Origin of the sequence: Planctellipticum variicoloris, assembly GCF_030622045.1 — a bacterium.
In the GTDB taxonomy this organism is placed as follows: Bacteria; Planctomycetota; Planctomycetia; order Planctomycetales; family Planctomycetaceae; genus Planctellipticum; species Planctellipticum variicoloris.
This window is the reverse complement of sequence record NZ_CP130886.1, coordinates 4,992,413-5,012,749: the sequence shown is the minus strand read 5'-3', so window position 1 is coordinate 5,012,749 and position 20,337 is coordinate 4,992,413. Positions and strand designations below refer to the sequence as shown.

22 protein-coding genes are annotated in these 20,337 nt (G+C 63.5%); 12 read left to right on the top strand and 10 right to left on the bottom strand.

The features are described 5' to 3' along the window. The first annotated feature begins 3 nt into the window (after positions 1 to 3). Both SH412_RS19475 and SH412_RS19470 read left to right on the top strand, forming a co-directional pair. Complete coding sequence (locus SH412_RS19475) at positions 4 to 417, top strand: hypothetical protein (protein WP_336519681.1); 414 nt, start codon at positions 4 to 6, stop codon at positions 415 to 417. Between the two features lie 37 nt (positions 418 to 454). After that, positions 455 to 1,576, top strand: coding sequence for an SGNH/GDSL hydrolase family protein (locus SH412_RS19470; protein WP_336519680.1), 1,122 nt, complete (start codon positions 455 to 457; stop codon positions 1,574 to 1,576). A 103-nt stretch (positions 1,577 to 1,679) separates the two neighbouring features. On the opposite strand, the gene SH412_RS19465 is transcribed toward SH412_RS19470, so the two are convergent. Then, positions 1,680 to 2,249 (bottom strand): hypothetical protein, encoded by a 570-nt coding sequence (locus SH412_RS19465; RefSeq protein WP_336519679.1) that lies wholly within the window; start codon positions 2,247 to 2,249, stop codon positions 1,680 to 1,682. Positions 2,250 to 2,356: 107 nt separating this feature from the next. Then, on the bottom strand, positions 2,357 to 3,076 hold the full coding sequence (locus SH412_RS19460; RefSeq protein WP_336519678.1) for a hypothetical protein: 720 nt from the start codon (positions 3,074 to 3,076) through the stop codon (positions 2,357 to 2,359). Positions 3,077 to 3,664: 588 nt separating this feature from the next. On the opposite strand from SH412_RS19460, the gene SH412_RS19455 reads away from it, so the two are divergent. Then, complete coding sequence (locus tag SH412_RS19455; protein ID WP_336519677.1) at positions 3,665 to 4,015, top strand: hypothetical protein; 351 nt, start codon at positions 3,665 to 3,667, stop codon at positions 4,013 to 4,015. 139 nt (positions 4,016 to 4,154) lie between these two features. Here SH412_RS19455 and SH412_RS19450 read toward each other — a convergent pair whose 3' ends face one another. Further along, positions 4,155 to 4,892, bottom strand: coding sequence for an alpha/beta hydrolase (locus SH412_RS19450; RefSeq protein ID WP_336519676.1), 738 nt, complete (start codon positions 4,890 to 4,892; stop codon positions 4,155 to 4,157). A gap of 208 nt (positions 4,893 to 5,100) precedes the next feature. Here SH412_RS19450 and rsmA point away from each other — a divergent pair, with 208 nt between their 5' ends. The 7 genes from rsmA (at position 5,101) to SH412_RS19415 (ending at position 11,876) form a co-directional block, all read left to right on the top strand. After that, entirely contained in the window at positions 5,101 to 6,006 is a 906-nt protein-coding gene (gene rsmA, locus SH412_RS19445; protein ID WP_336519675.1) for a 16S rRNA (adenine(1518)-N(6)/adenine(1519)-N(6))-dimethyltransferase RsmA, read from the top strand. A gap of 78 nt (positions 6,007 to 6,084) precedes the next feature. Continuing rightward, entirely contained in the window at positions 6,085 to 7,569 is a 1,485-nt protein-coding gene (guaB, locus tag SH412_RS19440; RefSeq protein WP_336519674.1) for an IMP dehydrogenase, read from the top strand. Further along, positions 7,547 to 8,584, top strand: a complete 1,038-nt coding sequence (locus tag SH412_RS19435) for a hypothetical protein (RefSeq protein ID WP_336519673.1) — start codon at positions 7,547 to 7,549, stop codon at positions 8,582 to 8,584. The genes guaB and SH412_RS19435 overlap by 23 nt, the downstream gene beginning before the upstream one ends. A gap of 165 nt (positions 8,585 to 8,749) precedes the next feature. Further along, a complete protein-coding gene (locus SH412_RS19430) occupies positions 8,750 to 9,148 on the top strand; it encodes a hypothetical protein (protein ID WP_336519672.1) in 399 nt (132 codons plus the stop codon). A 191-nt stretch (positions 9,149 to 9,339) separates the two neighbouring features. Further along, entirely contained in the window at positions 9,340 to 9,594 is a 255-nt protein-coding gene (locus SH412_RS19425) for a hypothetical protein (RefSeq protein WP_336518717.1), read from the top strand. A gap of 88 nt (positions 9,595 to 9,682) precedes the next feature. Continuing rightward, the gene (locus tag SH412_RS19420) at positions 9,683 to 10,933 is read left to right on the top strand and encodes a hypothetical protein (RefSeq protein ID WP_336518718.1); all 1,251 of its coding nucleotides are present in this window, start codon (positions 9,683 to 9,685) and stop codon (positions 10,931 to 10,933) included. Positions 10,934 to 11,147: 214 nt separating this feature from the next. Then, positions 11,148 to 11,876 carry a DUF4058 family protein gene (locus SH412_RS19415; RefSeq protein ID WP_336519671.1) on the top strand — a complete coding sequence of 243 codons (729 nt, stop codon included), beginning with the start codon at positions 11,148 to 11,150 and terminating at the stop codon, positions 11,874 to 11,876. A gap of 135 nt (positions 11,877 to 12,011) precedes the next feature. On the opposite strand, the gene SH412_RS19410 is transcribed toward SH412_RS19415, so the two are convergent. The 5 genes from SH412_RS19410 to SH412_RS19390 form a co-directional block, all read right to left on the bottom strand. Beyond that, positions 12,012 to 12,317, bottom strand: coding sequence for a hypothetical protein (locus SH412_RS19410; RefSeq protein ID WP_336519670.1), 306 nt, complete (start codon positions 12,315 to 12,317; stop codon positions 12,012 to 12,014). Positions 12,318 to 12,396: 79 nt separating this feature from the next. Further along, positions 12,397 to 13,245 carry a formyl transferase gene (locus SH412_RS19405; RefSeq protein WP_336519669.1) on the bottom strand — a complete coding sequence of 283 codons (849 nt, stop codon included), beginning with the start codon at positions 13,243 to 13,245 and terminating at the stop codon, positions 12,397 to 12,399. A 242-nt stretch (positions 13,246 to 13,487) separates the two neighbouring features. After that, positions 13,488 to 15,134, bottom strand: a complete 1,647-nt coding sequence (locus SH412_RS19400; RefSeq protein ID WP_336519668.1) for a DUF4198 domain-containing protein — start codon at positions 15,132 to 15,134, stop codon at positions 13,488 to 13,490. A gap of 8 nt (positions 15,135 to 15,142) precedes the next feature. After that, positions 15,143 to 15,583, bottom strand: a complete 441-nt coding sequence (locus SH412_RS19395) for a hypothetical protein (RefSeq protein ID WP_336519667.1) — start codon at positions 15,581 to 15,583, stop codon at positions 15,143 to 15,145. Positions 15,584 to 15,696: 113 nt separating this feature from the next. Further along, entirely contained in the window at positions 15,697 to 16,590 is an 894-nt protein-coding gene (locus tag SH412_RS19390; protein ID WP_336519666.1) for a DUF1559 domain-containing protein, read from the bottom strand. A gap of 299 nt (positions 16,591 to 16,889) precedes the next feature. On the opposite strand from SH412_RS19390, the gene SH412_RS19385 reads away from it, so the two are divergent. Further along, entirely contained in the window at positions 16,890 to 17,333 is a 444-nt protein-coding gene (locus tag SH412_RS19385) for an Ig-like domain-containing protein (protein ID WP_336519665.1), read from the top strand. A 123-nt stretch (positions 17,334 to 17,456) separates the two neighbouring features. Continuing rightward, positions 17,457 to 18,266 (top strand): hypothetical protein, encoded by an 810-nt coding sequence (locus tag SH412_RS19380; protein WP_336519664.1) that lies wholly within the window; start codon positions 17,457 to 17,459, stop codon positions 18,264 to 18,266. 77 nt (positions 18,267 to 18,343) lie between these two features. Here SH412_RS19380 and SH412_RS19375 read toward each other — a convergent pair whose 3' ends face one another. Both SH412_RS19375 and tnpA read right to left on the bottom strand, forming a co-directional pair. Beyond that, the gene (locus tag SH412_RS19375; protein WP_336519663.1) at positions 18,344 to 19,429 is read right to left on the bottom strand and encodes an alpha/beta hydrolase family protein; all 1,086 of its coding nucleotides are present in this window, start codon (positions 19,427 to 19,429) and stop codon (positions 18,344 to 18,346) included. Positions 19,430 to 19,701: 272 nt separating this feature from the next. Continuing rightward, entirely contained in the window at positions 19,702 to 20,148 is a 447-nt protein-coding gene (gene tnpA / locus SH412_RS19370) for an IS200/IS605 family transposase (protein WP_336519662.1), read from the bottom strand. Between the last annotated feature and the right edge of the window lie 189 nt (positions 20,149 to 20,337).

Here is a 20,337-nt window from a genome sequence, read left to right as displayed (position 1 = left end):
CCGATGTCCGCGCCCGAGAGATCTCCGTTTCTCGACCACCTCGAAGCCGCGATCGCCCAGGCGGCGCGGCGCGAGCGTCTGTCCGCCCGTTGGCTGACCGTCTTTCTGATCCTGACGGTCCTCTCTATGGCGGCCTGGGTGCTTTGGATGGCATTTCTGGCAGGGCCGGTCGGCATCTTCGACCATCGCATCTTGATCATGGCGGGTTCCGGGCGATCGGTCGAATTCCATCTCGACTGGCTGCCCCAGGTCCTCCCCTGGGCGGTCGCCCTCTGTTACGGCGTCCTCGGCGCGGCAGTCCTGCTGCATTTCGCCCTCTTCCGCCGGCAGGCGCAGCAGCTCCGACGGCAGAAGTGCCTGGCGCTGCTCGTTGAACTCGAAGACACCGTCCGCCGCCGTGCGGCCGGCCCACCGTGACTGTTTCGCTCGTCCCGACAACCTTTGCGAGGTCTCCATGAAAATCGCCGTGCTCTGGAGTGTCTGCTGCCTGGCCCTCTGCGGTCCAGCCCTGAGCCACCTGTCGGCCCAGGACAAGCCCAAGGACGACGGCGTCCGCTGGATGGACGTCAAAGAACTCGGCCTCGAAGGGCAGGGCTGGACCGACACCAAAGCCCCCTACGACCGCCTCCCCGCGCGAGCCGAAGGCAAAGTCCGCGACGCCGTCTGGAATCTCAGCCGCCACTCGGCGGGCCTCTGCGTCCGGTTCGTCACCGATTCTCCGAAGATCCACGCGCGCTGGACTGTCACCAGTTCGAACCTCGCCATGCCCCACATGGCCGCCACTGGAGTCAGCGGCGTCGATCTCTACGCCCGCGACGACCGGGGCCGGTGGCGCTGGGTCGCCGTCGGCCAGCCGAAAGCCGTCACCAACGAAATCGTCCTGGCGCAGGGACTCCGACCCGGAAAACGCGAATACCTGGTCTACCTGCCCCTTTACAACGGCACCGCCTCCGCCGAAATCGGCGTGCCGACGGGGGCCTCGCTGGAGCAGGCCCCCGCCTATCCGCCCGAACGCGCGAAGCCGATCGTCTACTACGGCACCTCGATCACGCACGGCGCCTGCGCATCGCGGACCGGCATGGTCCACGCCGCCATTCTGCAGCGCCGCTACGATCGGCCCGCCATCAACCTCGGCTTCTCCGGCAACGGCCGGATGGAGCCCGAAGTCGGCGCATTCCTCGTCGAACTCGATCCCGCGATCTACGTCATCGACTGCTGCCCGAACATGAGCGGCGAAGAAACGGCCGCAAAGACGAAGCCGCTGGTCGAGCAGCTCCGCAAAGCCCGCCCCGAGACGCCGATCGTGCTGGTCGAAGACCGCCGCTACACCGACGCCTGGCTCAACGAGTCCAAAGGCCAGCGGAACGACGGCAACCACGCGGCCCTGAAAAAAGCCTACGAAGAACTGATCGCCGCCGGCGCGAAGAATCTCTACTACATCCCCGGCGACGATCTGCTGGGAGAAGACGGCGACGGCGCCGTCGACAGCTCCCACCCCAACGACCTCGGCTTCCTGCGCCAGGCCGACGCGTTCGACAAGGTCCTGGGCCCAGTGTTGAAGAGTGCAGGGCGGTAGCCGCATGCACGCCGTCAGCCAACAAAGAGAGCCGCACCCGACTTCCGGGTGCGGCTCTCTTTGACTCGATCGACAGGGGCTGAAAACAGCGTAATCGCCGTGGCTACTTCTTCGCGTCGCTCTTTTCGAGCTTGAAATCCGCCGTGTTCTGATTCGGCGCAACCGTGAATTTCAGTCCGCTGGTCGACGTCGAACCGTATCGAGACGGGAATGGGCCGCTTTCGCTGGCTTCCTTGCCGGATTTGCGATTGAGCTTAAGCTGCCCGGCCATCTGACTCGGGTCAACCGGCGCCGCATTCTCTGTATTGACGATCGGAGGCGCAATCTGCACCGAGTACTCTCCCACCGGTAATCCGCTCCCCCCGCCGTAGACGAGAGTGTACTTTCCGCCGTCTTGAATGACGCCCCCGGCGGTGTACCCTCCCGTGTCGGCAATGAACAGCACCTGGCAGCCAGTCGCGAGCGGCTGGATTTCGGGCAAGTCCCAGACCCGATGCCACCACGGCTGCGGGGCGTCGCCCGTCAGTGGTTCGTCGCAGCAGCGGTCGGTTTCGGGTTTGACGTTGACGACCGCTTGGCACCAGTCCGCGAGGATCAGAGCCCGCGCACGCTTCGAATGACCGAGCTGCCTGCCCCGCTTTCGAGCTTGGAACGCAGCACTTTGATCAGTCACCGGCTGGCTTCTATACGCACACACTTGCTGCGGGTGCTATCGTGTAATAAACAAGGAGAACACCAGCCCGGTCGTGCCAGGCTGGCGTTGGCTTTCAACTCGGATCGCTAGTCCTCTGTGTCGTAGACGACTTCTGTCTCACCATCCACGATCTTTTCCACGCGGAGACGTCCAGCACTGTAAGGTGGGGTTTCCCCGGTGCCATAGCCCGTAGGCATGAAGGACGCTTCAACGCCCATGGTTCCTACCTTCGTCCCAGGGGTTGTCAACCTCACATCTTGCCCGGCCGAGATATCGAATGGAACAATGTCATTCACTGCGGCAGCCTCTGTGAAGAAGACCACGATGTTGACTCCCTCCGTCCCAGTGTTAAACGTGGCAACAGTGGATCCGCCGCTCTGGACCTGGATACTCCACACTCCGGTAAACGCGCCACGAGTTCCTATCACTCGCGTCGATCCAACAGTGATGTCAAAACCCGCGGCCTGAAGAAGCCCCGGTGGTGAAGTCACAATGATCGACATCTGGCCGTCGATAAAGACGTTCGTATTTGATGGATTTGACGGCGCTTGAATCTCAAAATCGGCAGTCCCGGCTCCCGATCCCGTTATCGTATAAGTTCCGGTGCCAGTCATTGTCCCGGAAGCAGTATGAGTGCTGAATGCCTGCGCCCCAAGCATCGGTGAACCAGACCCGAGGTTGTATTGAATGTCTGCCGTGGCCGTTCCAAATATCGACCGCAGCATATCTGAATATGACGCTGATGCACTGACTGGGGGGCCGCCAACTGTAGAGTTTGAGTCAGTCCAGTAAGTCGGCGGATCCATCAAGAAATTCTTGGCCAGCCGAGATTCGGTTCCGCCGGTCTGTCTTACGCAATAAAGTGTTTCCGAACAATTCCCAATATTTGCAATCGAAATTGCAAACAGCAGAGCGGTCCAACGCAGTACTCTTATGTGCAGATCCTCCTGTTGAAGACATCGTAAGCCATAACGGAACTTTCTCGTTGCCAATCGTAGGTCCATGTATATATCAGCGGCTCAGGCGGCCGTAATTCGCTGCACACGCAAATGACCGACGGAGCGAAAGCGCAACACAACAACCGGGCTTCCAGCTAGGCACAACGCTGCCGGCCTAACCGGCAGGCGGCGCCCAGCAGCGACACAGAGACAAGCGATCAAAAGAACAAAAAAGCAGGGTCGCGTACGCTGCGCGAGGCATCCTTCGAACGAAGAGTCAAGACGAGAAGCACGATCAGATGCGATTAGATCTGGAAGCGACGGGAACGTTTTCAAAAACGAAGAATAATAGATGCCGCTGCCGGGCACGCTGGCAACGTAAACTGAACCGCAATCTGGATCGCGGTGTGATCAGAAAAAGCGAAGCCGAGTGGGAATATTTGGCAAAAATGCAAAATGCAGGATCCATCGGCCCTCCCCAGCTCCTTTCTGATGCAGGTTCACAAGATCCCTCCCTCGTTGAGACTGGGCACGACAATGGAGTCTTCGGGAACAAACCCCCACGGCCGGGTCGATGAGCGATCATACTTCCTGACGAAGGTTCCGACGGAGGAACCGGTCCGACAGGACTGGCCATCGGCGAATGTGATCGGCTATGCGCTGCGAGTGACGCAAGCAGGCAATGCACCGGAAACGGTCGAGGTGTGGTGCTACATCGCGAGTCGATATTTGAGCGGCAAGCGGTTCTCGGTGTCGCTGCTAAAGCGTCCCGGCCAACGACAGTCTCCGCGGCCTGATGAATCCTGACTTCCTGGCGGATGTCCTCACGCTGCAGAGGAATTGATATGCGCTGGCCGTTGGGTGGAGATGGTCTTTGTCTCAAGTGTTCAGGTGGGATCGCGTCGCGACTCTGTACAAAATGTCCGGCCCTCGGAAGCCCCCCCCCTCACACCAGCCGCCGCGATTCCCGTTCGAGACTCTCCCCCACGAACCGCACCACCCGGCCCGCCAGGTGATTCGCATACTCCCAGCCGAAGCCCCCGTGCGATTCCTCCAGCTCCCGCGCGCACGGGATCCCGCTCGATCCCAGCTTCCCGACCAGTCGCTCCGTCGCGTCGAAACAGTACGGGTCCGCCGGGTCCGCCGCCAGAAACTGCGACTTCGGCCAGTCCAGCGGATGGAGCTGCAGCATCGCCCCCGCCTGCCGCGCCCCTTCCCGGTCCGCAAAAATCTCGTCCAGCGTCAATCCGTGCCCGTACCACGTCTCCAGGTCCAGCTTCGGCGAGACCGCCGCGACCACCGGGTACTCCCGACCATATCGATACGCCAGTTGCAGCGCCCCCTGCCCCCCCATCTCGTATCCGCCCAGCGCCAGCATCCGCGGCGGCAGATTCCACCGCCCAGCCGTAAACTCCCGGACCGGACCGTGCAGAAACGCCAGCGGAGAAACAGCCACATCGAACGGGGGATAAACTCTGTCCAGCCACCAGCACCCCGGCCCGTGCGGGCAAAGGCACGGCAGCCGGTGTTCGGCCAGCGCCGCGGTCCACGCTTCGTTGCCCGCCAGCGTCAGCGAATCATACCCGTGCAGAAACAGCAGAGCCCGCCCCGCCGGGGCGACCAGGTCGTCCGGCTCCCACAGATCCGCGGTTTTCCCCGCAATTTCAACCAGCCGCCAGCCCATGCCACCCCAATCTCACGACCGAGTTTTTCCTGCCATCAACGATCGATGATCGACCATCGACGATTTTCCCACAGCCACGTTCGCAAAGCGAATCCCCGCTGGCTACAATTCTCGATTCAACATTCCACGGGGTTTGCCTGCCAATTCAATGAGAGACGCCGAGCGTCAGACGCGATCGCACCTGATAGCCTTGTTCCAGAGGCAGGGGTTGCACCCGCGCGGCGACCTGGGTCAGAATTTCCTCATTGATATCAATCTGATCGAGCTGGTCGTTCGCGAAGCCGAACTCAGCCCCGTCGATGTCGTCCTCGAAGTCGGCGCCGGAACTGGCAGCCTGACCAGCTATCTGGGCGCCGTCGCCGGGCATGTCGTCTCGGTTGAATACGACCCCAATATGTACGCCTTCGCCTCCGAAGCCACGTCGCACTACGAGAATATCACCCTCCTCAACTGCGACGCCCTGAAAAACAAGAATCACCTGGCCCCCGCCGTGCTGGAAGCGCTCGACGCCGCACTGGCGAAGGTGGGCGCGGTGACGGGTGCAGAACCGGTCGTCAAACTCGTCGCCAATCTCCCCTATCACGTCGGCACGCCGATCATCTCCAATCTGATCTCCACCGGCCTCCCCTGGGGCCGGATGGTCGTGACTGTCCAGTGGGAACTGGCCGTCCGCATGGCGGCGAAACCCGGCACGAGCGACTACAGCGCCCTGACCGTCTGGCTCCAGTCCCAGGCGAATCTCAAAACCATTCGCAAACTCCCCCCGTCGGTTTTCTGGCCCCGGCCCAACGTCGATTCGGCGATCGTCCGCATCGATCCGGCCCCGGAACGAACCGCGAATATCGCCGACAGGGAGTTTCTTCACACATTCCTGCGCGAAATCTTCACCCAGCGTCGCAAGCGTCTGGCGGGAGTTCTCGCATCAATGCATCGGGACCGCTGGTCGCGGGCGGAAATCGAGGCCCTGGTTCAGGCCGCCGGCATTCCGCTCGACGCCAGAGCCGAGCAACTGCAGGTCTCGCAACTGGTGGAACTGGCCAATCGTCTGGTCGTCAGCGCGGGAATGACGCCGCCCGCGGCCGGGCTTGACGGCGCTGACGCCGTGGAACAGTGACGGATCGATCGGGTTCGAGGAGCAGGGGACACTCCCGGCGGGCCATCGTCCGGGACGTGCCTAATTGGGGAGACTGACATGGAAGACCGCATCGTCTATCGCGGAGTGACTTTCGACGACGTCCTGCTGGAGCCCGGCTACAGCGAGCTGATGCCGTCGGACGTCGACGTCGCCACCCAGTTGACTCGCAACATCCGGCTCAACGTCCCCATCCTCAGCAGCCCGATGGACACCGTCTCTGAAAGCGATATGGCCATCGCCATGGCCCAGGAGGGGGGCATCGGCATCATTCATAAGAACATGCCCGCCGTCCAGCAGGCCCTCGAAGTCGAACGGGTCAAGCGCAGCGAGCACGGCGTCATCGTCGATCCCGTCACCCTCCCCCCGGAAGCGACCGCGTCGGACGCCTGGGAAATCATGGAGCAGCGGAACATCGGCGGCGTCCCGGTCACCCGGAACGGATTGCTGATGGGCATCCTGACCCGCCGCGACTTGAGGTTTTTACCCTCAAAAGACACGCCGATTTCCGAAGTCATGACAAAGGGAAAACTGGTTACGGCAAAAGAGGATACGACGCTTGAAGAAGCGCAGAGGATCCTGCTGGAAAATAAGGTCGAGAAACTTCTGCTGGTGGACGAAAATTATCAACTGAAGGGCCTCATCACGATCAAGGACATCGACAAAAACCTCCGTTATCCCCGGGCCAGCAAGGACGCCCGCGGACGACTCAGGGTCGGAGCCGCGATCGGAGTGTTCGATTACGACCGCGCAGCCTGCCTGATCGAGAACGACGTCGACGTCCTGTGCGTCGACAGCGCTCACGGTCACTCGCGGAATGTCATCGAGACCGTTAAAGAATTGAAAAAACGCTGGTCGATCGACGTGATCGCCGGAAATGTGGCGACAGAACAGGGGGCGCGAGATCTGGTGCGGGCCGGCGCCGACGCCGTGAAAGTCGGCATCGGTCCTGGATCGATCTGCACAACTCGCGTTATCGCAGGCGTCGGCGTCCCTCAGCTCTCCGCTGTAGCGAACGCCGCGAAAGCGGTCAAAGACTCTGACGTGCCAATCATCGCCGACGGAGGAATTCGATACAGCGGAGACATGGTCAAAGCTCTCGCGGCCGGCGCCCACGCCGTCATGCTCGGCGGCATGCTCGCCGGGCTCGACGAAAGCCCCGGCGAAGTCATCCTCTACCAGGGACGACGCTACAAACGCTACCGGGGCATGGGCTCTCTGGGAGCAATGGTCAAAGGAAGCAGCGAACGGTATCGCCAGGGACCCAGTGACGACGGGAAATCCTCACAAAAACTGGTCCCCGAAGGAGTCGAAGGTCGAGTGGCCTATAAGGGCTCGCTCCACTCCGTCCTGTATCAGATGATCGGCGGACTGCGGGCTGGCATGGGATATTGCGGCGTTCGCTCGATCGCCGACCTGCGCACGGAAGCCAGGTTCATTCAAGTCTCACCGGCCACGGTGAGGGAGAGTCATCCGCATGACATCACCATCACGGAAGAATCGCCGAATTACTCGGTGGAACATGTCCCTGTGGAGTCGGTCTAGCCTCCTGGCGACCGGCTCATGGCTCGTGCTGACCATGGGGCCGCTCGCCTCAGCCGCCCCCCCGCAGCCGCTCAACGTCGCCGCCGGACCTCTCGATGCGCTCCAGCAGCGCTCCGCCGAGGAACGCTGGCAGCGACTGAAGAACCAGTACCCGGCGACGGAAGCGGTCCGTCCGGATCAACGCGCGCTGCGCGACGGCGACTCCATCCGACGCATCCCGGACGACGACGAACCGCAGCTCACGCCTCCCGGCGCCGCCGAAATCGCGATCGAGAACCGGCAGTCCGCTCCCGCCACCCTGCCCGCGGAAGGTGACTCCGCCGATCTCCCCTTCCCCCTCCTTCCGTCCGAACCGGTCTGGATCGTCACAGTCGCTCCACCCGGCGAAAAAACCGCTCCGCCCGCCGAAGCGATCCCCGAAGCCCCCTCGGAACCCGCCGCGACTGCGCCGCAACCCGCCGAGGAAGCCGTCGGGCGAGTCGCAGTCCAGGAAGATCGCTCCCCCGTAACGACCCTCCAGGACGATCCGCTGGTGCGGAACGCGGCGCCCGCGGAGCTCCGCGTCAAGAAGATCGGCGAGATCCGCATCGGAGGCATCGCCATTCCCGACACCGAGTTGCGCGACTACTCGCGGCAGGAAGCCGAAAAGTACCATGTGTCGTTCGGCAACCAGACCTTCGTTCCGCGAAACTTCGTCCACGCCGCAGCAGTCTTCGACGCCCCCGACCTTTCGTACTACCCGCTCTACTTCCACGATCCCGCACTCGAACGCTACGGCCACACATACGGCGGCCCCATCCTGCAGCCTGCCGTCTCCGTCGCCAAGTTTGGCGTGCAGTTCATCGGACTGCCGTACCAGATGGCGATCGATCCCCCCTGGTGCCTCCAGTCCAGCCTCGGCTGGCTCGACCCGGGGGACTACAATCCGAAGCTGTGCTACCAGATCCCCTGGAACACCAAAGCCGCCCTCGTCGAGGCCGGAACCATCACGGGCCTGATCTTCCTCATCCCGTAACGCCGCCGCCACATTTCGACGCCACGACGCCCCGCTCCCCTGCCGACCCAGACAGGTGGGCGGGGCGTCGTCTTTGACCGGTCGGTCGGGTTGCAGCCGGCCCCGCGCGCGGGTATTCAGGGACAGAGACGCCGTACGTTTCCCCCTCCGCAGGATACGCCCGCCATGTCCGCCGACGACCCGGATCCCTCCTCACTCGCCAACCGGATTCTCCGGCGCGTCGACGAACTGATCCAGGAAGCGGACCGGCAAACCCGCCCGCTCGAAATCGACCCCTATCACTCCCAGCTCTTCGAGCTGTTCGTGACCGCGGACGGCGCCGGCTATACCCGCGAGGACGCCGAGGAAGATCTCACGCCCGACGGCCTCTGCCGAGCGCTGTCCGCTCGCTGGGGACTCACCGACGCCGCCCGCAACGCCGTCACCCGTCAAACCGGCCTGCCCCCCGAACACCTCGCCCGCATGCGACTCCTCTGGTCCGTCATGCGGATGTGGATGGAATGGACCTACGCCTGGCGACGCTGGGAAGAATTCCACCGACCGCAGCCGGATGCCAGCGAATAGGAAATGGGGAATTGCGAGTCGCCAGAGCAGAAGGCTGATCGCGATTCCTGTTTCGCGGACCGCCAGACACAGACCTCCTCCTTCCTAGGCGGAGCCTGGGCTGCGCGAAATCCGTCGTTTTCAGGGGCAATTGGCCTCGGCGAATCGTCGCGTTTTTGTTCCACTGGGCTTTTTGTTCAAGGAGGAACGTCATGACCTGCGAAACCAGCGAAACAGCCGTCGCCCGGTATTCGTCGCCGGCGGGCAAGTTGGTGCGGTTCTTCGAGCGGAGTCGCAATCGGTGGAAGGCGAAGTCCGGCCAGTGGAAGCGAACCTGCAAGCTCCTGCAGAACCAGACCCGCGCCGTCGAGAAGAGCCGCGCGATGTGGCGCACGCGGGCCGCCGCGGCCGAACGCCGCGCGGCGGACCTGGAACGTGAGATCGCCGCCTTAAAATCCGGGCGCTGACCGGGTCGCCGACGCAGCCCCTGGCCCCCTCCCGGACGCCGTCCGACCGGCCCATCATGCGTATTCGGCAGCGGCCATCGGCCTGACGTTGCAGTTCTGTCTGGCCGGAGCGGTCAGCTTTCGCGGCTGCCGGGCGGTGGTCGAACTGCTGCGGGACAGCCTGCCCCAGTTCCGGGGGGCTCCTGCGGCCAATACTGCGGAAGCGTGGCTGCTGCGGCTGGGACTGCACGAGTTGCGGCGGCCCAAGGAATTCGCCGCCGACTGGGTGTTCCTCGTCGACCACACGCTGCAACTGGGGTCGCGGAAGTGTCTGGTCATCGCGGGGCTGCGATTGTCGGCGTGGAAAGCGCTGACGGCGCCGCTGACGCACCAGGATCTGACGCTGCTGGCGCTGCAGCCGGTCGAAAAATCCAGCGGCGAGATCGTCCAGCGGCAGCTCGCGGCTGCGGCCGGGCTGGTCGGCGTGCCGGCCGCCATCCTCAGCGACGAGGGTTCGGATCTTCTCGGCGGCGCTCAGCGTTTCCGCGAACAGCACCCGACGACGCAGGTGCTGCACGACATCGCCCACAAGACGGCGATCGTGCTCAAGCACGAACTGCTCGCCGATCCGCGGTGGATCGCGTTCGTCAAACACTGCGGGCAGACGCAGCCACGGGTGAAGCAGACGGAACTCGGACACCTTGCTCCCCCCACGCAGAAAGTCAAAGGGCGTTACTTGAACTTGGGGCCGCTGATCGGCTGGGGCGCCCGCATGCTGCGGCTGATCGACACGCCCGCGGCCGAACGTCCCGCGGGTCTCGACCTGACGCGGCTCGAGGAGAAGTTCGGCTGGATCCGCGACTTCCGGGAGGCGCTCGTGGACTGGAACGACTTGCAGGCGGTCAAGGACCACATGCTGGAGTTCCTGCGCGTGGCGGGCTACCACGCCGCCGCCGGCGAGACGCTGCGCCGGCAACTGGAGACGGTGGCCCGAACGCCTGCCGGTGAGCGTGCGGCGGCGCGGCTGGTGGAGTTCGTGAGCGAGCAGTCGAGCGGCGTGCTCCCCGGACAGAGTCTGCCGGCCAGCAGCGAAGTGCTGGAATCGCTGATCGGCAAGGGCAAGCGTTTGCAGGGCCAGCACAGCCGCGGCGGCTTTACGAAACTGATTCTGGGGATGGCCGCGTCGGTCGTGCGGATCAGCGAGGAAAAGATCTGCGAAGCCCTGAACGCCGTGCGGCATCGCGACCTGCTCGCGTGGATCGACGACCACTTAGGCAAGTCGCTGACAGCCCAGCGCCGCCAGGCCCTCCCCGTCCTTCCAGGAACAAAAGCCGGATCAACCGGGACCGCCAACAATTGACGATTTCGCGCAGCCCAGGCGGAGCCTCGCTGCCGGAGAATCCCAGACGGAGCCTGGGAACCAGAGAGCGTTGGGAATTGTGCGTCACAATGGGGCGAGTCTGGACTTGCCCGGGAGAACGCAGTCGCCCGAAAAACGCCGCCGCGTTCGTCCGGTCGGGATTCTCCGTCGCCTGTCTCCGGGTAAACTTGCGGGCGACAAAGGAGACGCCCCGATGGCGATGCACAACTGGAAAACGGTGGACGCCGGGATCTTCCACGCGTTTCATCATGTCTGGATCAGTGCGCTGACCGATTTCCTGAACTCAGGGGCCTTGCCGGCGAATTATTATGCACTCCCCGAACAGATCGCGGCGGGTGTCGGTCCCGAGATACTCAGCCTGGAGTCTCGGCTGCCGACGAATCCTGAAGTGCAAAAGACGCTGACTCAACCCCGCCCGGTGACTCGCTTCACTGCGGAAACGGCGACCGAATTTTACCGGCGCAAGAAAAGCTCCGTTGTGGTGCGGCACGTCAGCGGCGATCGGATGGTCGCCGTGCTCGAAATCGTATCGCCGGGAAACAAGTCGACGCGCGACGCCTTTCGAGCGTTCGTCAACAAGGCCAGCGAACTGCTTGAACATCGCATTCATCGGCTTCTGATCGATCCGTTTCCGCCGACGAAGCGGGATCCCGAAGGCATTCATGCCGCGATCTGGGGCGAAGTCTCCGATAACCTGTTCCAGCCCCCTGCGGACAAGCCGCTGACGCTCGTGGCTTATGAAACCGGTTTGACGACGCGGGCCTGTATCGAACCGTTCGCCGTGGGCGATGCGCTGCGGGACATGCCGCTGTATCTCGAACCGGACCGCTATGTCATGACACCGCTCGAACAGACGTACGCGACGGCGTTCGCCGCCATGCCGCTCCGCTGGCGTCGCGTGCTCGAAGGAGAAGCGGCGTAGCGGATCAGGGCGCGACTCGAACCAGAACGTCTCCGGCGATTCGCGATTCCCCGCTCGCTGTTCGCTCCGTGACACGCAATCGCTTCAGTCGCAACGGCGACCAGTCATTGTCATCACGTGGTGCATCGTTCGAGGCTATGCAGACCGCCCGAAGAGCGACAGCATCACGTGCTGCTCCCAGGCGAGCACCAGCCCGGCGAACTCGGAACGCTTACCAAGCCAGAAGACCGGGCGATAGACGTCCTCCGCCATCAGATAAACCTGTGAATGTCCGGTTCGATTCGCAATCTCGATCGCCAGCGTCACGAACGGAACGGCCGAGAGAAAATAGACGGCCGGCAGCGAAACAACGAGCAGACACCACGCCCACCAGGGGCGTTTCCATCGCCAGACTGCGAACCGGGCGCTGCAGGAAACAGCCGTGGGCTTCGACTCGGACATATTCTTATGTCTCCAGGGCGCCTTCTACGAATTTGTCTCGTTCCCTATTCCCTACTCCCTATTCGCTCCGTTCCACCCGCTACTCAACTTCCCGCAACGCCTGCCGCCATTCTTTCAGCCGGATCAGTTCGCCGCCCCCTGCCACGAATTTCCCCACCTCCTGCGGCGTTGGAAAAGTGGTGTAGTCGCCGGCGCCGGGCTCGGACGGCTCGGGCGGTTGCGGCGTGACCTTGTCCTCCAGCCAGCGCGCCAGCAGATCGGCGCCGTCGCGGATCAGCAAGGAGTAGAGTCCAAAGGCCGACAGGCCCGCGGGAATCTCGCGCGATTCCTGATGCAGAATCCGCCCGCCGTCGATCTCGGGGGAGACTTCGTGGAGCGTCAGGCCGGTGGTCGTCAGACCGCGCTGAAGAGCGCGGAAGATCGGATCGGGGCCGCGCAGCTCCGGCAGCAGGCTGGGATGCATGTTGATGCACGCTCGGCCGGCGATGGCGCAGACTTCCGGGCCAATCTTCTGATTGAAAAAGAACGACGCAATGACATCCGGCTGCAGCTCCCGCAGCCAGTTCCGCGTGGCGGCGGCATTGATGTCCTCCAGACGGCGGACTTTCGCGCCGCTGCGACGCAATCCCCCGGGACGGCGAGTCAATTGCAGCAGTGACCAGGCGATGTCCGACTGCAGCGCATTGTACGCGAGGTACCGCCAGCCGGTGCGGACCCGGAACGTATGTATGGCCGCCAGCTTGCTCTTGTTGCGATAGATTCGATCGGTCAAGCCGACGCCGACCAGTTGGAGATCTGCGGCGGAGAGGCGGTTGATGATCTGCGCGCCAAACAGACCGGGAGACGTCAACAGCACGACGCGCAGGGCGGGGTTGCGGGCAGGAGTCGGTTCGGGAGGACTTGAAGACTGGGTGTGCAGCGTTGACACGGCGGGCTCACGGTCGACAGGGAAGTGACGCAGACCGTGCACGACTCCAGTCGTGGTGAATCACAGGTCCGCCGACCAGCAGCGTATTGCGTGCCGGGTCACTGAACCAGCGAGTCTCTCAAAAAGCACACGCCCGCGGGCTCGGTTCCCGCGGGCGTGCTGGTCTCGGGGCGAGCGCGTCCCGAGAATCGGAGGCAGATCAAATTGCACAGACAGGAATGTCTGTGTCACAGCGCCAGTCGTCAGTTCTTCGTTGCAGCCGGGAGAGCCTGCACGTTGAGCAGTTCCACCTTCTCAAACTTGCCAATTTTCATGTTGGCGCCGCCGACCATCACCAGATGCTGCTCGTCGACCGGCAGCATGCGGTGGAAGAAGCGGGCGGTGGGGGTCTCAGCGATCACTTCCCACGCAGCGCCGTCGGCCGACAGCCGCTGGAGGCTCCCCTTGATCGTGCTGACGTAGAGACGTCCTCCGGTGGCGAACGCCGAGGCGCCGAAGCCGGTCATGCCGTCTTCGCCCACCAGGCTCGGCCCCTGCGACCAGGCGTTCGTTTTCGGATCGAAGATGTCGACGCGGGTCGTCGGACCGCCCTCTTCCTGCATGCCGCCGATAACGTACAGCTTGCCGTTCTGTTCGGCGAGCGCGAGCGCCCGGCGGTGGAACGACGGGGCCGGCAACGGCTTCCATTCGGGCTTCGCGGCGGCCAGATCGAGCTGCCAGGCGGTGCTGTGCCACTGCTGGTCGGTTTCGCCGCCGAGCTGCCAGCCGCCGACGACGTAGACCACATCGCCGACCACGGCGGCATCGTGCGAGGAGCGGGCTTCGGGGAGCGGGGGCAGGTCGGCCCACTGCTTCGTCTTCGGATCGAAGCTGGCGACGCTCGCCTGGGACTGCAGGTCGCTCTCCTGGCCCTTTTCATTCATCGCGGTGAAACCGCCGATGCGGTAGAGCTTGCCGCCGTGGGCCACGAGGGCCAGTCCCTGCAGGCCGGGGCCTTCGGCGACTGTTTCCCACGCCCCCCCCTTGAGGGGCAGTCGGCGCAGAACCTTCGCCTGGCCGTCCCTGGAGTAGGAGTGCGCGCTGCCGGTGTTGCCGCCGTAGATGTAGACGGATCCGTCGAGGATGGCCCCGCCAAAGCTGGTGACCGCTTCGGGGAGATCGGGCAGCGACGCCGCCACTGGCTGACCGGCGACGTTCAGCGCCACAGTGGTGTAGTAGCGGGTGGACGGATACTTCTTGCCGTCGAGTTCTCCCGGAACTTCTTCCACGTGGCGGGCTCGCAGCGAGTAGGTGCCTGGCTGGCTGGCGGCGAAGGCCGCCCGGCCCTGAGCATCCGACGTCGCTTCGAAGTCGTCAAGCCCCGGTCCGCTGGCCTTCACTTCGGCGCCGCTGACCGGCTTGCCGTCAAACAGCACCTGCACGTTGACCTTGCCGTCCGCGAACTGCGGAATAACGTCGAGCCGGAGCTGCTTCGAGCTGTCGATCGAGGTCCAGGCCTTCGCCCCGGCGGCTGGGCCGGACTTGGCGAAGTACTTCAATCGGAAAACGTTGTTGCCCCGGTCAAGCACGCCCAGATCGTGAGCTGCGACAACCAGGCTGTCGCCGATGCCCGGAGCGGGGACGACGGCCGCGAGAGATTTTTCTGTCTTCGCCAGTTCGAGAACGCGGGGCTCGTTGCCGGCGGTTAGTTGCCAGACCTGAATCCCCTGCAGCCGCTTGAGCAGGTCGGCGTCGTCGGGCGACGCATCTTCGCTGAAGTAGATCTGGACCTGGGCGCCGTTGTCAGCCGCCTGCGGCACCAGCCAGATGAAGTGCGCCCACCCGGCGGCGGGGGACAGCAGGAGGGCCGCCGCACAGGCGAGGGCCAGTTTGGGAATTCGGAGCAGCATGAACTCTCTCACTTCTTCGAGGGGGCGGGAACGTCGAGGTTGAACTCGAGGATGTTGTTGTCGCCGGGGGCCACGCTGGCCGTCAGCGTACTGTTGCGATTGAACTTCGGAGGGACCGGATTCGGGGGCAGGGGCTTTCCACCCCGCTGGGCGAAGGCAACGTCGTCGTCGATCTCGAAACCGAGATCCGCCGCCGCTTCAATCTCCACCCGATAATTCCCGGGGGCAAGTCCATCCTGGCGAGTGACGGTGAATTCACCCTGCTGAATCCCGGCGCTGGTGGCTTTGCCTTCCGTGCCATCGAGCGGCCGGAACAGAATCCGGCCCGCCTCCAGCGGTTGCTGATTGACGGTGACCACCCCGCTGACGGGTTGCAGCTCGGGCCCGGAACGCCCGCAGCCGACGGCCAGGGCGAGCAGCGGAATCATGAGCGAAACACGAAGGAGCATGGTGAAACTCCAGAAGAAGTGGTTGGTGGATAGTGGTTGGTGGCTAGTGAGGAGGGAAGACGCCATGCAGGACACGGTCTTCTCAACTCTCAACTCTCAACTCTCAACGCACCTCAAAACTCCCCCACCACTTCGCCGCCGGCGCGGGTGGCGAGGCTGTCGAGAAGCTGGTGGCTGATGTTCTCGCTGAGGAACCGGACCGCGCCGTCGGCGAGAACGATGTGGACGCCGCCGACGTGATCGCTGCGGAACGTCGCCAGCCGCATGGAGTCGCCGTTCATGAGTTTGGGGTTGAACGGTCCCGCGGTGGTGAAGAGGGTCGCGAGCGGGTAGGGGGAGGACCAGTAGGTGAAACCCCAGCGGATCTGGCCGTTACATGGACCGCTGGTGAAGAGATAGTCGGGGAAATTCCAGGCCGACTCGCCGGCCATGATCGTGTTCGACGTGCCGTCGGTCACATCGCGAATCCGGGTGGTGCCGCTGCCGAAGTTGGTGAAGACGCCGTTGTTGGGGTTGCCGCCGGCCGAAGTCCCGTAGGGGTCGCCCGAGCCGCTGCAGACCGCGTAGGTTCCCGGGGCGCGATTATTGGTGTCGCAGCCGCTGATCGGCACCTGTCGACGGATGACGGCGGACGGACAGAGATAGACGGGGAGGAACTGCTTGACGACCTGCTCGTTGGAGGCGTGGGTCGCCGCCACGTTGAAGTTGTAGAGGTTGATCATGTTGGCCTGATCGAGATACGGCAGGATCGGCACAAATGCGCTGGTCTTGCTGTAGGTTCCATCAAGTTCCCCGCGCGGGAAGGCGAGGTGGGCGTCGTGGTAGTTGTGGATCGCCAGGCCGATCTGTTTGAGATTATTGCGGCACTGGGTCCGGCGGGCGGCCTCTCGGGCCTGCTGGACGGCGGGGAGCAGCAGGGCGATGAGGATCGCGATAATGGCGATCACGACCAGCAGTTCGATGAGGGTGAAGCCGCGCCGGGTAGCGGGGCAGGCGGGACCGGACATGAGAGGGCTCCTCGAGCATCCACGGGAAAATCGACGCCGAGTCACACGGTGTGACGGAGCGGAGTTTCCGAGCGTGGCTGGCTCACGGGGAGCGTGTGGCTGCTGGCTGCGGCCTCGGAGTGAGACTGAGTCTCAATGTCAGTATGGTACTCGGGGGTGGAAGAATTTCAAGGAGTCGATTTCAGAATTTCGACGGCGAGCGAGGAACATTCCCGTTGACGACCTGATTTCGCTGTGTAGCCTCGTGACACATGGTGCAAAAATCCACCAGTTCAACGTCGCACTCCAGGAGCCTGATCATGAAACGCGTCGCGATCCTCCTTGTGGCCCTGAGCGGAAGTCTGGTTCCCGGCGTCGCACCGGCCGAGGATGTCACGCTCGAATCTGTCCCGCCGGTCGTCGTGAAGACGGTTCCGGAAGCCGGCGCTGGCGACATCGATCCGCAATTGACGGAGATCAAAATCACGTTCAGCAAAGAGATGCAGGACGGCTCCTGGTCGTGGTCAACTCTTTCGAAGGAGAGTTTTCCCGAACTGAACGGGAAGCCGAAATATCTCGACGACAAGCGGACGTGCGTGCTGCCGGTCAAGCTGGAGCCGGGGAAGACTTACGCCATCTGGGCGAACAGCCAGAAGTTCCGGAACTTCAAAGACGCCGGGGGCCGGCCCGCCGTGCCGTATCTGCTGGTGTTCAAGACGGGGAAGTCCGAGGGGGCATCGGCTGGCGGCGGTCCGGGCAAGTAACCTGGCTCGGGTGACCGAGTCGCCGGACGACTTTGCTGGCAATCGCCGGGTGTGGTCCGTGATCTTCGTGCGATCCGGTGGCGTTGCACTTTCGTGGCGTCACCCGGATTCCGGATCTGTCCAATGAATACTGCGGCCTCTCGTCGATCTCCAAGCTCGTGGATTCGTTCCAGCCGGTGCTGGACGATCGCCGCCGGGGCATTGGCCGGGCTGTGCATGGCGGTGATCTTCGTCTGGTCGGCGAATGATGCGAGCTTCCGGTCGGCTCTGTTGCAATGGGAGGTTTCGCTGGGGCTGCAAAAGCTGCTGCTGACGGCCCCCGTTCCGGACGGCGACTGGGGACTCAATGATCCCCTGCGGTCAATTCGCTGGGATGGGCTGGGCAAACGGGTGATCGCCCTCCATCTGCTCGTCTGGACGGGCGTCGCCGCGACCGCTCTGCTGGCGGTTCTGGCGTTCTGGCCGAAGAAATCGTCGCGGCGGATGCTGGCGGCGGTCGGACTGGTCGTCGGCTGGGGGCTGCTGTGCGGGACGCAGACGCTGGTGGATGACTGGCGGGCGAGGCGGCAGGTGGCGGCGATCTTTCCGCGGATCGAAGAGGCGGGGCTGGCGCTGAGCCAGAAGTGGCCGACGGAGTCGGGGCGGATTTCACCGGATGTTGAAGTTTGGGTTGGTTCCGGGCTGGTTTCCATACGCGGTCAGCGAGAACGATATCCGTTCCGAGAAGCGATGGGGACATTTGTCAGGCGTTGGAAGAACGGCGCCATCAACTTCGAACTGGCGGCCACTTACGAAATGAGCGTGGAGTACCATCCCCACGGCACGCTGCCCGCGATGCAATTGGACGGAGGGTTCGGATTTCCAACGCCGCCGGTCGCCCGGTATTACCGGATCAAGGAAAACTGGTATCTGGTGCGGTATGGGGGGATGTGACCGAGGAAGATGGTGGGCACAGCCCACCCTACTACGAGATGCCTCACTTCTTTTCGACATTCCGCCTTCGGCATTCGTCATTCCCGCAGATAAACCTCCAGCCACTCCGCCATCCGTTCCTGCGCCACCTGCGGAATGCTGTGGCCCTCGTGGTGATTGAAGATCCCCAGTCGAACCGGTTCGCCATACAGTCTCGCGATGTCCTGCGCGGGTTCGAGGACCGGCCAGCTTCGGTCGCCGTCGGCAGAGCCCGACCCCGCTTCCCCCGCGAGGACCAGGAACGGTCGCGGTGCAATCAGCGCGAGCAGTTCGTGATGGTTGCGGGGGAAGTCGAGCTGTCTCACCGCGGGGCCGAGATACCAGGGGGCTTCCCAGTTCGTCGACCAGAGCCCCAGGCCACCTTCGCTGGAGACCGTCGCTTGGATCCGCTCGTCGAACGCGGCGAGGTACAGGACTTCCTTCGCGCCGAGCGAGTGGCCGACAGAGCCGAGCCGCTGCGGATCGACATCGGGCTGCCCGGCGAGAATGTCAGTGGCACGCTGGGCGTCGTAGAGCATCTTGTGCATGCCGAGCGTCTGGGGATGGCGGGCTTTGAACTTCTCCACGGCTTCCGGAAGCGACTTTGCGTCCTGCCAGAGGAAGTTCCGCGGGCAGATGACCACGAAGCCCTTGCGGGCGAGCTGCAGGCCGGTCTGCTTGGCTTCGGGACCGCTGAGGCCGGCAATCGGCTCGATGGTCTCGGCCGTGGTCGGATGGAGCGCGACGATGCCGGCCCGTGTCTGGCCGGCCGGTAAGGCTTGCCGCGGACGCAGCAGATACGCCTGCAGCGTCTGGCCCGGTTCGTTCTCGTACTCGATGAGCTGGCGGACGACGTCGGGGAGCTCATCGGTGCGCAGGACTTTGATCGTGGTGTTGGCCGGTCGCTCGGGCATGGGGCCAAGGAAATCGAGCCAGGCTTTGCGAAGCTCGGCCCGCTTTACGTTCCAGCCGGCGAGGTCGGTGATCGGTTGGCCGGTCGAAGTTTTGGACAACAGAGCGAGGGGCGGGCCGTCGAGCTTGGGGAGCGATTTGGGCGGCGTGGTGATTTCGGTGAGCCAGGGGACGTCTTCGGCGTGGGCCGTGGACGTGATGAGCAGGAGAGCGAGTGCGACGTGGCGAAGCATGGAGCGGGCCTTTCATTTTCTGGGAGCGCGGTCTGCGATGTCAGATTGCCGGGTGGGGCGCTGCGTGAGAATGCCGGGGGGGTCGTCGCTCCGCTCCTCAACCCCCGGCTACACTCTGCGACCCCTGCCGAGGTCAAATGCTTTTTCAGCCCGGAGGGCTGACAGAGTGTAGCCGGGGGTTGAGCGTAAGCGACACCCCCGGCATTCTTACGCGACAACACCACCGGATGCGATGCAACGACGAACCGACCCCGGCGGGGTCGTAGAGTTCGTCAATCAAGAAACTTCGGATTGTATTCGATGCCTGAGCTGGTCAGGAGACGGATCAGCTCGTCGCGAAAGGTCGAGCGTTTGTGATGCTCGACTTGATTCGCGATGTATTTCCGCACGGAGGGCCGTGCCGTGGGGCTGACCGAAAAGGCCGCATAGCCTTCCTGCCAGGCGAACGACTTCTCGCCGATCTGTTGATGGACCCAGAGAGAGGACGCTTTCTTGAGTTCCTGCAGAACATCACACGGGCGATGGGTGGCATTTAGGCCGACGAGCAGGTGGACGTGGTCGGCGACGCCGCCGATCTCCTGCGGCGAGCCTCCGAGGGCGACGATCGTGCCGCCGAGATACTCATGAAGTCGCGTTTGCCATTCGGGAGTGATCCAGGGGATACGCCCCTTGGTACTGAAGACGAGATGCAGATGCAGGCTGGTGTAAGTTGAGGACATGGTGAGACTCGCAGGGACGGACGTTCTCTGCGAGGGTAGATTAGGCAATTGCAGGGTGCAAGAGAAATCCTGGTCTGCGACCCCTGCCGGGGTCGGCCTGGCGTCGTGTGGTGACCGGGGGTGTCGTCGCTGCGCTCCTCAACCCCCGGCTACATTCTGTCAGCCCTCCGGGCTGAAGCTTGCATTTCG

Excerpts from the sequence above, each read along its gene's own strand:
- SH412_RS19475 (WP_336519681.1), top strand. The coding sequence starts at position 4 with ATGTCCGCGCCCGAGAGATCTCCGTTTCTCGACCACCTCGAAGCCGCG.
- SH412_RS19470 (WP_336519680.1), top strand. The coding sequence starts at position 455 with ATGAAAATCGCCGTGCTCTGGAGTGTCTGCTGCCTGGCCCTCTGCGGT.
- SH412_RS19460 (WP_336519678.1), bottom strand. The coding sequence starts at position 3,076 with ATGGATCCGCCGACTTACTGGACTGACTCAAACTCTACAGTTGGCGGC.
- SH412_RS19455 (WP_336519677.1), top strand. The coding sequence starts at position 3,665 with ATGCAGGATCCATCGGCCCTCCCCAGCTCCTTTCTGATGCAGGTTCAC.
- SH412_RS19450 (WP_336519676.1), bottom strand. The coding sequence starts at position 4,892 with ATGGGCTGGCGGCTGGTTGAAATTGCGGGGAAAACCGCGGATCTGTGG.
- guaB (WP_336519674.1), top strand. The coding sequence starts at position 6,085 with ATGGAAGACCGCATCGTCTATCGCGGAGTGACTTTCGACGACGTCCTG.
- SH412_RS19435 (WP_336519673.1), top strand. The coding sequence starts at position 7,547 with ATGTCCCTGTGGAGTCGGTCTAGCCTCCTGGCGACCGGCTCATGGCTC.
- SH412_RS19430 (WP_336519672.1), top strand. The coding sequence starts at position 8,750 with ATGTCCGCCGACGACCCGGATCCCTCCTCACTCGCCAACCGGATTCTC.
- SH412_RS19425 (WP_336518717.1), top strand. The coding sequence starts at position 9,340 with ATGACCTGCGAAACCAGCGAAACAGCCGTCGCCCGGTATTCGTCGCCG.
- SH412_RS19415 (WP_336519671.1), top strand. The coding sequence starts at position 11,148 with ATGGCGATGCACAACTGGAAAACGGTGGACGCCGGGATCTTCCACGCG.
- SH412_RS19410 (WP_336519670.1), bottom strand. The coding sequence starts at position 12,317 with ATGTCCGAGTCGAAGCCCACGGCTGTTTCCTGCAGCGCCCGGTTCGCA.
- SH412_RS19400 (WP_336519668.1), bottom strand. The coding sequence starts at position 15,134 with ATGCTGCTCCGAATTCCCAAACTGGCCCTCGCCTGTGCGGCGGCCCTC.
- SH412_RS19395 (WP_336519667.1), bottom strand. The coding sequence starts at position 15,583 with ATGCTCCTTCGTGTTTCGCTCATGATTCCGCTGCTCGCCCTGGCCGTC.
- SH412_RS19390 (WP_336519666.1), bottom strand. The coding sequence starts at position 16,590 with ATGTCCGGTCCCGCCTGCCCCGCTACCCGGCGCGGCTTCACCCTCATC.
- SH412_RS19385 (WP_336519665.1), top strand. The coding sequence starts at position 16,890 with ATGAAACGCGTCGCGATCCTCCTTGTGGCCCTGAGCGGAAGTCTGGTT.
- SH412_RS19380 (WP_336519664.1), top strand. The coding sequence starts at position 17,457 with ATGAATACTGCGGCCTCTCGTCGATCTCCAAGCTCGTGGATTCGTTCC.
- SH412_RS19375 (WP_336519663.1), bottom strand. The coding sequence starts at position 19,429 with ATGCTTCGCCACGTCGCACTCGCTCTCCTGCTCATCACGTCCACGGCC.
- tnpA (WP_336519662.1), bottom strand. The coding sequence starts at position 20,148 with ATGTCCTCAACTTACACCAGCCTGCATCTGCATCTCGTCTTCAGTACC.